General features: G+C 68.1%; 13 protein-coding genes. 4 read left to right on the top strand and 9 right to left on the bottom strand.

What is annotated here, in order from left to right:
* Positions 1-27: 27 nt before the first annotated feature.
* Together BTH_RS27200 and BTH_RS27190 are read right to left on the bottom strand one after the other, a co-directional pair.
* On the bottom strand, positions 28-633 hold the full coding sequence (locus tag BTH_RS27200; RefSeq protein ID WP_009888632.1) for a DUF1415 domain-containing protein: 606 nt from the start codon (positions 631-633) through the stop codon (positions 28-30).
* A gap of 320 nt (positions 634-953) precedes the next feature.
* On the bottom strand, positions 954-1,601 hold the full coding sequence (locus tag BTH_RS27190) for a TetR/AcrR family transcriptional regulator (RefSeq protein ID WP_009888634.1): 648 nt from the start codon (positions 1,599-1,601) through the stop codon (positions 954-956).
* A 158-nt stretch (positions 1,602-1,759) separates the two neighbouring features.
* On the opposite strand from BTH_RS27190, the gene BTH_RS27185 reads away from it, so the two are divergent.
* The 3 genes from BTH_RS27185 (at position 1,760) to BTH_RS27175 (ending at position 5,439) form a co-directional block, all read left to right on the top strand.
* The gene (locus tag BTH_RS27185) at positions 1,760-3,043 is read left to right on the top strand and encodes an MFS transporter (protein WP_009888636.1); all 1,284 of its coding nucleotides are present in this window, start codon (positions 1,760-1,762) and stop codon (positions 3,041-3,043) included.
* Positions 3,044-3,354: 311 nt separating this feature from the next.
* Positions 3,355-3,960, top strand: a complete 606-nt coding sequence (locus BTH_RS27180; RefSeq protein ID WP_009888637.1) for a nitroreductase family protein — start codon at positions 3,355-3,357, stop codon at positions 3,958-3,960.
* Positions 3,961-4,176: 216 nt separating this feature from the next.
* Positions 4,177-5,439 carry an Hsp70 family protein gene (locus tag BTH_RS27175; RefSeq protein ID WP_009888639.1) on the top strand — a complete coding sequence of 421 codons (1,263 nt, stop codon included), beginning with the start codon at positions 4,177-4,179 and terminating at the stop codon, positions 5,437-5,439.
* A gap of 177 nt (positions 5,440-5,616) precedes the next feature.
* On the opposite strand, the gene BTH_RS27170 is transcribed toward BTH_RS27175, so the two are convergent.
* A complete protein-coding gene (locus tag BTH_RS27170) occupies positions 5,617-5,820 on the bottom strand; it encodes a cold-shock protein (protein WP_004196837.1) in 204 nt (67 codons plus the stop codon).
* 434 nt (positions 5,821-6,254) lie between these two features.
* Between BTH_RS27170 and BTH_RS27165 the strand changes: the two genes are divergently transcribed.
* Positions 6,255-7,856, top strand: a complete 1,602-nt coding sequence (locus BTH_RS27165; RefSeq protein WP_009888654.1) for an APC family permease — start codon at positions 6,255-6,257, stop codon at positions 7,854-7,856.
* Positions 7,857-8,012: 156 nt separating this feature from the next.
* Here the strand turns inward: BTH_RS27165 and BTH_RS27160 are convergent, their stop codons facing one another.
* From BTH_RS27160 to hemA, 6 genes are all read right to left on the bottom strand, one after another.
* The gene (locus BTH_RS27160; protein WP_009888656.1) at positions 8,013-8,801 is read right to left on the bottom strand and encodes a DODA-type extradiol aromatic ring-opening family dioxygenase; all 789 of its coding nucleotides are present in this window, start codon (positions 8,799-8,801) and stop codon (positions 8,013-8,015) included.
* Positions 8,802-9,056: 255 nt separating this feature from the next.
* Positions 9,057-9,653: a UbiX family flavin prenyltransferase gene (locus BTH_RS27155; RefSeq protein WP_009888659.1), complete on the bottom strand. Its 597-nt coding sequence runs from the start codon at positions 9,651-9,653 to the stop codon at positions 9,057-9,059.
* Between the two features lie 13 nt (positions 9,654-9,666).
* On the bottom strand, positions 9,667-9,975 hold the full coding sequence (grxD, locus tag BTH_RS27150; RefSeq protein ID WP_009888661.1) for a Grx4 family monothiol glutaredoxin: 309 nt from the start codon (positions 9,973-9,975) through the stop codon (positions 9,667-9,669).
* Positions 9,976-10,054: 79 nt separating this feature from the next.
* Entirely contained in the window at positions 10,055-10,912 is an 858-nt protein-coding gene (prmC, locus tag BTH_RS27145; protein ID WP_009888662.1) for a peptide chain release factor N(5)-glutamine methyltransferase, read from the bottom strand.
* 25 nt (positions 10,913-10,937) lie between these two features.
* Positions 10,938-12,020, bottom strand: coding sequence for a peptide chain release factor 1 (gene prfA, locus BTH_RS27140; protein ID WP_009888664.1), 1,083 nt, complete (start codon positions 12,018-12,020; stop codon positions 10,938-10,940).
* Between the two features lie 68 nt (positions 12,021-12,088).
* Positions 12,089-13,387, bottom strand: coding sequence for a glutamyl-tRNA reductase (hemA, locus tag BTH_RS27135; RefSeq protein ID WP_009888666.1), 1,299 nt, complete (start codon positions 13,385-13,387; stop codon positions 12,089-12,091).
* Positions 13,388-13,411: the final 24 nt, after the last annotated feature.

Raw genomic sequence — 13,411 nt, 5'->3', positions numbered from 1 at the left:
GAAGCGCGGGCGCTCGCGCGGCGCGCGTTACTGCGCGGCCTCCTTGCCTTCGTCCCCGTCTTCTCCTTCCCCTTCGCCGCGCCGCGCCATCCAGTCGCGCCAGCCCGCGTGGCCGAGGCGGCGCATCGTCGCCTGGTTGCGCGCGTAGATGTCTGCCGCGTCCGGGAACGCGTCGACCGCGCGCTCGATGCTCGCCTCCCGCAGCAAGTGCAGGATCGGATACGGCGCGCGGTTCGTGTAGTTCTCGATGTCGTCGGGCTCGGTGCCTTCGAACTGATAGTGCGGATGGAAGCTTGCGATCTGCAGCGTGCCGTCGAGGCGCAACTGTTGCAGAAGGCGATCGGCGAACCACAGCGCGTCGTTGTAGTCGAGGAAATCGGCGAACGCGTTCGGAAAGATCAGGAGCGTTGTGTCGATTTCGTCGGGATCGGCGCCGTCGAGGCGGCGCAGCTCGTTTTCGAGATCCGGCAGCGCGGCTTCGAGCGACGTCGCGCGGCTGATCGCGTAGCGGACCTGCCGCTTCACATGGACGCTCTTCGCGAACGGGCACAGATTGAGCCCGATCACCGCGCGCGCCAGCCAGTGGCGGGTGGCGGCGAGGATATCGGCGTCGGACGGGGAGACTTCGGTCATGGCGGAAACGGCGTGGCGGTCAAGCAGCGATTGTAGCGGGCGCTCGCCGCGCGACGTGTGGCGCGGCGACGCGTTTCGTGTGCCCTCAGCCGATGCGTTCGCGGCGGGCACTCGCGGGCCGGGGCCGTGACCGGGCACGCGAGCGGCAGCGCGAAATCGACCGATGCCGCATGCGGCGGGCAGTCGGCCGGCAATGACGTGCGGCGGGGCGCGCCCGATGTGTCGATCCGCGGCCGCGGCGATTCGCCCGCCGGCCGACGATCGCGCGTCGGCGCGTCATGCGCGGCGCACCCGGCCGCTGCGCGCCTGCCGGCGGCGCATCACGCGCACGCCGCGTCGATCAGTTGCCGCGCGACACCCGGCGCGCTGCCGATCGGGGATGCGCCCGGCCGGTACGTCTGGCTCGCCGCGTAAATGCCTTCGATCACCAATGCGAGCGCGCCGGCGAGCGCCTGCGGCTCGCGCGCGCCCGCCGCCTCCGACAGCGCGACGAGCCGCGCCGTCAGCCGGTCCTTGTTGTCGGCCACTGCGCGCCGCGCCGGATGATCGAGATCCGGGAACTCGGTCGCGACGTTGACGAACGGGCAGCCCCGGTAGCCCGGCTGCGACGCGCGCTGCGCGAGGTCGTCGAAGTACTGGACGAGCTGCGCCTTCGGGTCGTTCGGATGCTTGGCGACGCTCGCGTCCAAGCGCTCGAAGAAGCACGCGTCCATTCGATCGAGGTACGCGAGGACGAGCTCGTCTTTCGACGCGAACTGCCGGTAGAGGCTCATCTTGTTGACGCCCGCGCGCTCGACGACCGCGTCGACGCCTACCGCGCGAATTCCTTCCTGATAGAACAGCTCCTCGGCGGCGCGCAGCAGGTGCTGCTGCGCCTGCGCGCCCGCGACTTGCGTGCTGCGCGCCCGGCGGCCGGCCGGTTTGGCGGCGGCCTTGGCGGCAGGCTTGGCGGCGGTAGTGGTGGCCATGCTCGATCCCGACTACGAAAATTGAACGCTTGACATGTTACCGATCGGTCACTAGGATCGCAACAACTTGTGACCGATCGGTAACAAGATCGGCGGAATTTCCCCTCAACCACCGGCGCGTCGACGGCTTGGCGCGGCCGGCGTCAGGAGTGAAACGAATGAACTGGGCGGCAAGGCGGATAGGCGGGCGTTTTCATTACGGCTGGCTCGCGGCGGCGGTGGTGTTCCTGATTCTTCTCGCGGCGGCGGGCACCCGTGCGACGCCGAGCGTGCTGATGGTGCCGCTCGAGCACGAGTTCGGCTGGAGCCGCGCGTCGATCTCGCTCGCGATCTCGGTGAACATCGCGCTCTACGGGCTGACCGGGCCGTTCGCGGCCGCGGCGATGCAGCGCTTCGGCGTGCGGCCGACGATTCTCGCCGCGCTCGTCGTGATGGGCGCGGGCGTCGCGTTGTCGTCGATGATGACGGCGACGTGGCAGATGGTGCTCGTCTGGGGCGTGATGGTTGGCGGCGCGACGGGCGTCGCGGCGCTCACGCTGTCGGCGACCTTCGTCACCCGCTGGTTCGTCGCGCGGCGCGGCCTCGTGATGGGGCTGCTGACCGCAAGCTCCGCGACGGGCCAGCTCGTGTTCCTGCCGATGCTCGCGGCGATCGCGCAGCACCACGGGTGGCGGCCCGTCGTGCTGACGGTCGCGGTGGCCGTGGCGATCGCGGTGCCGCTCGTCGCGCTGCTGCTGCCGGAGCGGCCGTCGGATGTCGGGCTGCGCCCGTATGGCGAGCCCGCGAACGCGCCGCGCGCGGACGACGGCGCGAAGCGCAACCCGATCGCGGTTGCATTCGGCACGCTCGCGACCGCGTCGAAGACACGCGACTTCTGGCTGCTGTTCTTCAGCTTCTTCATCTGCGGCGCGAGCACGAACGGCTACGTCGGCACGCACCTGATCGCGATGTGCAGCGACTACGGGATGACTGAAGTGCAGGGCGCGTCGCTGCTCGCGGCGATGGGCGTGTTCGATCTGATCGGCACGACGATGTCGGGCTGGCTGTCCGACCGCTACGACAGCCGCGTGCTGCTGTTCTGGTATTACGGGCTGCGCGGGCTGTCGCTGATCTATCTGCCGCACGCGTTCGGCATCGATTTCTTCGGGCTGCCGCTCTTCGCGGTGTTCTACGGGCTCGACTGGATCGCGACCGTGCCGCCTACCGTGCGTCTTGCAACCGACGTGTACGGCAAGGACGCGGCGCCCGTCGTGTTCGGCTGGATCGTCGCGGGCCACCAGCTCGGCGCGGCGTTTGCGGCGCTCGGCGCCGGCATGCTGCGCGCGAGCCTCGGCACTTATACGGTCGCGTCGATGATCTCGGGCGGGCTGTGCATCGTCGGTGCGCTGATCGTGTTGCGGATCAATCGCGGGACGGCGCGGGTCTCGGCGAGCGCGGCTTGAGCGGCGTGGCTGCGCCGCGCACGCGGAGCCGGCGGCGCGGCGGGAGCTGCCGCGATGTTCTTGCCGCACGCGACCGGCGCGGGAAGGTCGAGGCGCGGCCGGGAATGCGCGGCGCACATTGGCTTGCATTGTCCCGCTCTCCGCACGGCAGGGCCGGTGCGCCGGCCGCCGCCTTGCCGCGTCCGGCGTTCCTCTGCGCAAACGCCGATTTGCATTTGCGCGCACGGTTCGGCAAGCTCATCGACAAGCGGTTATGCTGGCGTTTCTTTTCCGGGCGACCGAGCCCTTTTTAAAAATTGGTGAGGAAACGCATGTCCGTCAAACCCGCTCCCACTTCCGTTTCGATTCACGAACTGATCGCCGGCCGCTGGAGTCCGCGCGCGTATTCGAGCGAGCCCGTCAGCGCCGAGCATCTGCATGCCGTGCTCGAAGCGGCGCGCTGGGCGCCGTCCGCGTACAACGCGCAGCCGTGGCGCTTCATCGTATTCGACCGCAGCAAGGACGAAGTCGCGTTCAAGCGCGCCTTCTCGACCCTCGTGCCGTTCAATCAGGGCTGGAACGCGCCCGCGCCCGTGCTGATCGCGGTGACCGCGCACACGCTCACGTCGAAGGGCGAGCCGAGTCCGACGGCGCTCTACGACGCCGGTGCGGCCGCGATGTCGCTCGTGCTGCAGGCGCACGCGCTCGGTCTCGCGGCGCACCAGATGAGCGGTTTCGACGTGAAGGCGTTCCGCGACGCGTTCGCGATTCCCGCCGACGTCGAGCCGCTCGCGATCATCTCGATCGGCCACTACGGCGATGCCGACAAGCTCGATCCGGTGCTGCGCGAGCGCGAACGCGCGCCGCGCACGCGCCACGCGATCGGCGAGGTCGTCTACGCGGACGCGTGGCACAAGCCGTTCTCGTCGGCGGCTTGACGTAACGAAACGCACGGCCGGCGCGCGCCTCACGGTGAAGCCGCCGCCGGCCGGCGCGGCAATATGGGCGCGCGCCCGTCGTTCCCCTGCGCCGGCCGCCGCCTCGCGCGCCGGGTCTCGCGTGCATCCGTTCGCGCCCCGGTTGTGACGCGCGGCGGTTTCGTGATAAAAAGCCGGTCCTTTTCGTTTTTCGCACCGCTGTCCGGCGGCCCGCCCATGACTTACTGCGCGATCGACTTCGGCACGTCCAATTCCGCGGTCGCGCTGCCGCGCGGCGGCGGCGCGACCGGGATGCGGCTCGCTCCCGTCGAAGGCGAGCACCTGACGCTGCCCACCGCCATCTTCTTCAATACCGACGAGGGCGCCCGCGAGTACGGCCGCGCGGCGCTCGCATCGTACATCGACGGCTTCGACGGCCGCCTGATGCGTTCGATGAAGAGCATTCTCGGCTCGCCGCTCGCGGAAACGACGACCGATCTCGGCGACGGCTCGGCGATCGCGTACACCGACGTGATCGCGCTCTTCCTGATGCATCTGAAGCAGAAGGCCGAGGCGTGCGCGGGCGGGGCGATCGGCCGCGCGGTGCTTGGCCGCCCGGTGTTTTTCGTCGACGGCGATCCGCGCGCAGACCGCCTTGCGCAGCAGCAGCTCGAGGCGGCCGCGCACGCGGTCGGGCTCGCCGACGTGCAGTTCCAGTACGAGCCGATCGCGGCTGCGTTCGATTACGAATCGCGGCAGGACGCCGAGCGGCTCGTGCTCGTCGCGGACATCGGCGGCGGCACGTCGGACTTCTCGCTCGTGCGGGTCGGCCCCGAGCGGATGCGCCGGCTCGAGCGCAAGGACGACGTGCTTGCGCATCACGGCGTACATGTCGCCGGCACCGATTACGACCGGCGCGTCGAGCTGTCCGCGGTGCTGCCCGCGTTCGGCTACCGCGCGCTCGATCCGGAGGGCCGCGAGCTGCCGAACCGGATCTATTTCGATCTGGCGACCTGGCACCTGATCAACACCGTCTATACGCCGAAGCGAATCGGCGAGCTCAAGCTGATGAAGCACCTGTACGTGGATACGCGTCATTTCGAGCGCCTGCTGCGCGTCGTCGAGCTACGGTTCGGCCACGCGCTCGCCGCGCGCGCGGAGGAGGCGAAGATCGGCGTGTCGGCGGGCGGCGAGACGATGATCGATCTGAACGACGTCGAGGAGGATCTGCTGATCGCGTTCGACGCGGATCAATTGGTTGACGCGAGCCGCGACGAGACCGCGCGGATCGTCGACGCCGCACGCGAGACGGTGCGGCTCGCGGGGATCGCGCCGCACGACGTCGGCGCGCTGTATTTCACGGGCGGCTCGACGGGGCTCGCGTTCCTGTCGGGCGCGCTCGCGGCGGCGTTTCCGGATGCGCAGCCGGTGTACGGCGATCGCCTCGCGAGCGTCGCGACGGGCCTCGGCATTCATGCGCAGCGCGTGTACGGCGGCTGACGCGTCGCGCGCCGGAAGGCGTTCGACTTCCGCGGACGTGCACGCGGCGGCAGGATAGGCCGCACGCTGCCGGCGCCTTGCGAGCGTGCGCCGCGCGCGGTTCGACGCGTGCGCAGCAAAAGCAAAAGCCCCGCCGAAGCGGGGCTTTTTGCTGTGCTGCGAAATCTCGTGCTGCGCTTACAGCGGCTTGATGTTCGCTGCCTGCAGGCCCTTCGGGCCGGTCTTCACTTCAAACTCGACCTTCTGGTTCTCTTGCAGCGTCTTGAAGCCGTCGACGCGGATTTCCGAGAAGTGCGCGAAGAGATCTTCGCCGCCGCCTTCCGGCGTGATGAAACCAAAACCCTTAGCGTCGTTGAACCACTTGACGGTACCGGTTGCCATAACTTGTTCCTAAAAATGTAAAACAGGGCCAAAGCCCGGGGAGCGCATGAAAATCAAGGAAGGGGGTAATGGGACCAACCGGAGTACCGTTGATGGGCGAACTACGAAAGAACCTATTCACTCGCCGCTTGAAATCCTGCTCGACCGTTTATACGACTATTCGATTCGACGGTCAATCGTCTTCGATCATGTCTCAGGGTTTTTTCTTAGATAACCCAATATTAGAGCTTACAAAGCTTGCTAATGTCATGGATTTTTTGTAGGGGGCGATCGATTTTTGCGTCCATTGTCCGGTGCAACCGTTAAACTACGCGCCGCGCGCGGATGGGTTGCTCCCGATCGGGCAACCTGTCCCCCAAGAATGCATGCGCGGTGCCGTCCGGCTCGATCCCGGGCGGCGTACCGACCTTGCTTGTTGAGACATAGGAGAGGTTGTGAAGAGTTCTATTCAACGGAACATCGGCCCGTTCGCCCTGATGCTGACCGGGCTGGGTTCGATCATCGGATCGGGCTGGCTGTTCGGCGCATGGAAAGCCGCCAAGATCGCCGGGCCTGCCGCCATCTGCGCGTGGATCATCGGCGCGGTCGTGATTCTCGCCATTGCGCTCACGTACGCCGAGCTCGGCGCGATGTTCCCCGAATCGGGCGGCATGGTCCGCTATGCACGCTACTCGCACGGCTCGCTCGTCGGCTTCATCAGCGCGTGGGCGAACTGGATCGCGATCGTCTCGGTGATCCCGATCGAGGCAGAGGCGTCGATCCAGTACATGAGCACGTGGCCGTATGCGTGGGCGCACGCGCTCTTCGTCAACGGCGAGCTCACGACACCCGGGCTGCTATTGTCGGCCGTCCTCGTCGTCATCTACTTCCTGCTCAACTACTGGGGCGTGAAGCTCTTCGCGCGTGCGAACACCACGATCACGATCTTCAAGTTCCTGATTCCGGGCCTCACGATCGCGGGCCTGCTGCTGTCGAGCTTCCATAGCGAGAACCTCGGCACGGCGGGCGGTTCGTCGAGCTTCGCGCCGTACGGCTGGTCGGCCGTGCTGACGGCGGTCGCGACGAGCGGCATCGTGTTCGCGTTCAACGGCTTCCAGAGCCCCGTGAACCTCGCCGGCGAAGCGCGCAACCCGTCGCGCAGCGTGCCGTTCGCGGTGATCTCGTCGATCCTGATCGCGCTCGTGATCTACGTGCTGCTGCAAGTGGCGTACATCGGCGCAGTGAACCCGGCCGACGTCGCGAAGGGCTGGGCGCACTTCAACTTCGCGTCGCCGTTCGCGGAGCTGGCGATCGCGCTGAACCTGAACTGGCTCGCGATCCTGCTGTACGTCGACGCGTTCGTGAGCCCGAGCGGCACCGGCACGACCTACATGGCGACGACGACCCGCATGATCTACGCCATGGAGCGCAACAACACGATGCCGAAGATCTTCGGCAGCGTGCATCCGCTGTACGGCGTGCCGCGTCCCGCGATGTGGTTCAACCTGATCGTGTCGTTCATCTTCCTGTTCTTCTTCCGCGGCTGGAGCTCGCTTGCCGCGGTGATCTCGGTCGCGACCGTGATCTCGTACCTGACGGGCCCGATCAGCCTGATGGCGCTGCGCCGCGCGGCGACGGACCTCGAGCGTCCGCTGTCGATTCCCGGCATGAAGCTGATCGCGCCGTTCGCGTTTGTCTGCGCATCGCTGATCCTGTACTGGGCGAAGTGGCCGCTGACGGGCGAGATCATCCTGCTGATGGTCGTCGCGCTGCCGGTCTACTTCTACTTTCAGGGCAAGTCCGGCTGGAGCGGCTGGGGCCGCGACCTGAAGGCCGCGTGGTGGCTCGTCGCGTACCTGCCGACGATGGCCGTGCTGTCGCTCATCGGCAGCAAGGAGTTCGGCGGCCACGGCCTGCTGCCGTACGGCTGGGACATGCTGGTCGTCGCGGCGATCGCGCTCGTGTTCTACTACTGGGGCGTGAACACCGGCTATCGCACCGAATATCTCGACGAGCGCGAGTCGCGCGACGAGATCCTCGAAGGGATCGGCGCATAATCGTACGGTGCGTCGCCGGCGATCGGCGGCGACGGCCGAATCTCTCGAACGAAGCCCGCCCGGGATGTCCCGGGCGGGCTTCGTCGTTTGGGGCGATCCTCGCGGCCCGTTGGCCCGTAGCCTCTCGGGGATGCCGACATTCCCGCGCCGCGTCGTTCAGGCGGCCGGGTCGAACACGTAGTTCGTCATCGCGAGCACGCGCTGGTACGTGCCGAGCGACTGGATTCTCGGCCGGTAGTCGTCGTCCGCCGCGCCGAGCGCCGCGAACACGGGCAACAGGTGCTCGTCGGTCGGGTGCATCAGTGCCGCATGTGGCGCCTGGCGGCGGTAGTCGAGGAGCGCGTCGATGTCGCGCGCGGCGAGCTTCTCCTCGAACCAGCCGGTGAATTCGGCGACGCGCGGATCCGCGTCCTCGGGCGCGGCCGAGAAATCCGCCGCGCGCAGGTTGTGCGTGATCTGGCCCGAGCCGATCACCATCACGCCGTCGTCGCGCAGCGACCGCAGCGCGCGGCCGACGCGAAAGTGGTGCGCGGCGCCGGCGCGCGGCTGGATCGACAACTGCGCGACAGGCACGTCGGCGTGCGGGAACATCAGCAGCATCGGCACCCACGCGCCGTGATCGAGGCCATGCGGCGTGGCCGCGGTCTCGATGCCCGCGCCGCCTAGCAGCGCGGCCGCGCGGGCCGCGACGTCGGGCGCGCCGGGCGCCGGATAGCGGATTTCATAGAGCGCGCGCGGAAAGCCGTAGAAATCGTGGATCGTGTCGGGCCGCTCGGCGGTGCTGACGACGGGCTGCTGCGTGAGCCAGTGCGCGGACAGCATCAGCACCGCGCGCGGGCGCGGCAGCTCGCCGCCGAGCGCGGTGAATGCGCCGGACGGCAGCGTCGGATCGATCGGCAGCGTCGGCGCGCCGTGCGATAAATAAAGTGACGGAAGGCGGTTCATGATGAGCGGGACTTCTGCGAAACGATATTGCCTACGACTATAGGCTCGCACCGATCATTGATAAATGCCAAAAACGGATTTGATTGTGTCTTTGGTGTTGTTAATCGTGCGGGCGCGGCCATGCGTTTCGTCGATGCGGCGCGACACGGCGAGGTGCTGATCGCGCAGGAACGAAGGCGACGGAGAACAGCCGGAATCGGAGGGCAAGCCGATGCACAACGGAAACGCCGCGCCATCGGCGCGGCCGGGGCGGCGTCAGCCGTGCTCGCGCAGCCCCTGCCACGGCGCGGTGCGCGGCACGCCGAGCGCGAACATGTCGAGCACGCGCGCGACCGTATGGTCCACCATCTCGCCGATCGTCTTCGGCATTGCGTAGAACGCGGGCAGCGGCGGGAAGATCACGCCGCCCATCTCGGTGACGGCCGTCATGTTGCGCAGATGCACGAGGTTGAACGGCGTCTCGCGCACGAGCAGCACGAGCCGGCGGCGCTCCTTCAGCGCGACGTCGGCGGCGCGGGTGATGAGATTGTCGGACAGCCCGTGCGCGATGCTCGCGAGCGTCCTCATCGAGCACGGCGCGACGATCATGCCGTCGGTCGCGAACGAGCCGGACGCGATGCTCGCGCCGACGTCGCGCACCGAATGGACGACGTCGGCGCGTGCGAGCACGTCGTCCTTCGACAACTGCAGTTCGTGCTGGATGTTGAGCCAGCCGGCGCTCGAGATCAGCAGGTGCGTTTCGACGCCGCCCGACGCGCGCAGCATGTCGAGCATGCGCACGCCGTAGATCGCGCCGGTGGCGCCCGTGATTGCGACGATCAGGCGCCGCGGCGGCGCCGGACGGGGCTCCATCGGAGGGGAGCGATCAGGCGGTGAAGAGCTGTTGCAGCTCGCCCGACTGGTACATCTCCATCATGATGTCCGAGCCGCCGACGAATTCGCCCTTCACGTAGAGCTGCGGGATCGTCGGCCAGTTCGAGAACGCCTTGATGCCCTGACGGATCTCCTCGTCTTCGAGGACGTTGACCGTCTTGAACTGGTCGACGCCGCACGCCTTCAGCACCTGGACGGCGCGGCCCGAAAAGCCGCACATCGGGAACTGCGCGGTGCCTTTCATGAAGAGCACGACCGGGTTTTCGTCGACGATTTGCTTGATGCGTTGTTGGGTGTCCATGACTGACCTTGCTGTGGCTGGGCGTGAGAAAAGAAATGATACTGGATTTCACCTGGGCCGGCGGGCGGCGAGCGCCCCGTCAGCCGGGCAGGCGGCCGCCCGTCGCGCGCTCGATCGATGCGAGATCCGCAAGCGATTCGACGTCGGCGAAGCCCGCCGCTTCGAGCAGCGCGCGCACCGCGGCCGCCTGATCGTAACCGTGTTCGATCCACAGCGCGCCGCCCGGAGCGACGAACGCATGCGCGCCCGCAACGATCGTGCGGATCGCGGCGAGGCCGTCGTCTTCGTCGGTGAGCGCGCCGCGCGGCTCGAAGCGCAGGTCGCCTTCGGCGAGATGCGGATCGTGCCGCGCGATGTACGGTGGGTTGCTGACGACGACGTGAAAGCGCAGGCCGGGATCGAGCGCCGCGTACCAGTCGCTTTCGAGAAACCGCAGCGGGCCGCCCGCGCGCGCCGGATCGAGCAGCTTGCGCGCATTGCGGCGCGCGACGTCGAGCGCGGCGGCCGAGCGGTCGAGCGCCCACACGCGCGCGTCCGGCCGCACGGACGCGATCGACACCGCGATCGCGCCGCTGCCCGCGCCGAGATCGAGCACGCATGGCGACGCGATGCCGTCGATCGCGTCGAGCGCCGTCTCGACGAGCAGCTCCGTCTCCGGGCGCGGGATCAGCACGTCCGGCGTGACGTCGAAATCGAGGCCGAAGAACTCGCGCGCGCCGGTGAGCTGCGCGACCGGCTCGCCCGCCGCGCGGCGCGCTTCGAGCGCCAGATAGCGCTCGATCGCCGCCGCGTCGAGCGGCTCGTCGGCGCGCGTGATCAACTGCGTGCGGCTCCAGCCGAGCGCGTGCGCGAGCAGGATTCGCGCGTCGACCGCGTCGAGCGGCGACGCGCGCAGCAGGCGGGCGGCGGTGGCGTGCGCGGGGCTCGTCGTGTTCATCGGGGGGCGCGTGGGGCGGGCGGCGTCATTCGGCGTCGCCGAGCGACGCGAGCAGCTCGGCCTGGTGCTCGCTGACGAGCGCGGCGATCAGCTCGTCGAGATCGCCGTCCATGATCTGCTCGAGCTTGTACAGCGTCAGGTTGATCCGGTGATCGGTCATCCGGCCCTGCGGGAAGTTGTACGTGCGTATCCGCTCGGAGCGGTCGCCCGAGCCGATCAGGCTCTTGCGCGTGGCCGCTTCCTTCGCGTGCTGCTCGTGATATTGCTTGTCCTTGATCCGCGCGGCGAGCACCTTTAGCGCACGGTCCTTGTTCTTGTGCTGCGAGCGGTCGTCCTGGCACTCGACGACGATCCCTGTCGGAATGTGCGTGACGCGCACCGCCGAATCGGTCTTGTTGATGTGCTGGCCGCCCGCGCCCGACGCGCGGAACGTGTCGATCCGCAGATCGGCCGGATTGATCTCGACCTCGCCGATCTCGTCGGCCTCCGGCATCACCGCGACCGTGCATGCGGACGTGTGGATGCGGCCCTGCGTCTCGGTGGCGGGCACGCGCTGCACGCGGTGGCCGCCCGATTCGAACTTCAGGCGCGAGTACGCGCCATAGCCCGCGATCCGCACGATCACTTCCTTGTAGCCGCCGAGATCCGACGGGCTCTCCGACATCATCTCGACCTGCCAGCGCTGCCGCTCCGCGTAGCGCAGGTACATCCGCAGCAGGTCGCCCGCGAACAGCGCCGATTCGTCGCCGCCCGTGCCCGCGCGAATTTCGACGAAGATGTTGCGTTCGTCGTTCGGGTCCTTCGGCAGCAGCATCGTCTGCAGTTCGGCCGCGAGGCGGCTCATCCGCTCGCGCGCGCCGCGCAGCTCGTCCTCGGCGAAGTCGCGCATCGACGCGTCGGCGAGCAGTTCCTGCGCGGCGAGTTCGTCGGCGCGCGCCTGGCGCCACTGCGCATAATGCTCGACGACGGGGCCGATCTCCGCGTGCTCGCGCGTCAGCTTGCGATACTGGTCGAGGTCCGCGGTGACGTTCTCGCGGCTCAACAGGTCGTTCAGTTCGGCCAGCCGGGTTGTGAGCTGGTCGAGCTTGCTTTGCATGCTCGTCTTCATGGTGCGGAGCGATGCTCCCAGGGAAGAATTCGAAAAGGGAAAGGAAGGGGCGGGCAGGCCGGGCGCCGCTAATGGTCCGACGTGTCCGACGAGCGGGGCGCGTGCTGGTAGAAACCGCGCATCAGGTCGATCAGCGAATCGCGATCGGCGCCGTTCGCGCGGTTGAGCGCGCTCGTCGGGCCGTGAATCAGCTTGTTGGTGAGCGCCTGCGACAGCGCGTCGAGCACGGCCGCCGGATCGTCGCCGCGCGCGAGCATCTTGCGTGCGCGCTCGAGTTCCGCGCGGCGCAGCGCGTCGGCTTGCGTGTGCATGTGGCGGATCACGGGCACGATGCTGCGCGCATCGAGCCACTGCATGAAATTCTGCACGCGCGTCTCGATGATCGCCTCGGCCTGCGCGACCGCGGCCTGCCGCGATGCGTTGCCTTCGCGGACGATCGCGCCGAGATCGTCGACGGTATAGAGAAACACGTCCTTCAGCTTGCCGACTTCGGGCTCGATGTCGCGCGGCACCGCGAGGTCGACCATGAAGATCGGCCGGTGGCGGCGCGCCTTCACCGCGCGCTCGACGGCGCCGAGGCCGATGATCGGCAGCGTCGACGCGGTGCACGACACGATGATGTCGAATTCGTGCATCCGTGCGGGCAGATCGGAAAGCGGCATCGCACGGCCGCCGAACCGTTCGGCGAGCTTCGCGCCGCGCTCGGCGGTGCGGTTCGCGACGACGAGCTCGCGCGGGCCTTGCGCGGCGAAGTGCGTCGCGCAGAGCTCGATCATCTCGCCCGCGCCGATGAACAGCACGCGCTGCTGCGCGACCTGCTCGAAGATCCGCTGCGCGAGCCGCACGGCCGCGGCCGCCATCGACACCGACTGCGCGCCGATCTCGGTCGTGCCGCGCACTTCCTTCGCGACCGCGAACGTGCGCTGGAACAGCTGGTTCAGGTAGGTGCCGAGCGAGCCCGCCTCGGACGCGGTGCGCACCGCGTTCTTCATCTGGCCGAGGATCTGCGTTTCGCCGAGCACCATCGAATCGAGCCCGGAGGCGACGCGAAACGCGTGGCGCACCGCCTCGGATTGCGGCAGCGCGTACACGTGCGGCGCGAGCTCGTCGGCGGGAATCCGGTGGTAGTCGGACATCCAGCGGATCGCCGCGTCGCGCGCCGCGCGATCGTCGGTCGCGCAGTACAGCTCGGTGCGATTGCAGGTCGACAGGATCGCCGCCTCGGGCGCGTTCGGCGCCGGATGGCCGAGGAAGACGCTCTTGAACGTCGACAATGCGGGCTTGATCTGTTCGAGCGGAAACGCCACGCGTTCGCGCAAGGCGACAGGCGCAGTGTGGTGGTTGATTCCGATCGTGAGGAGCTGCATGTCCAAGAGGCTATCGTTTAGTCC

The organism is Burkholderia thailandensis E264 (assembly GCF_000012365.1).
GTDB lineage: Bacteria > Pseudomonadota > Gammaproteobacteria > Burkholderiales > Burkholderiaceae > Burkholderia > Burkholderia thailandensis.
Note: the sequence above shows the minus strand (reverse complement) of the source record. Positions and strands in the feature narration are given on the sequence as shown.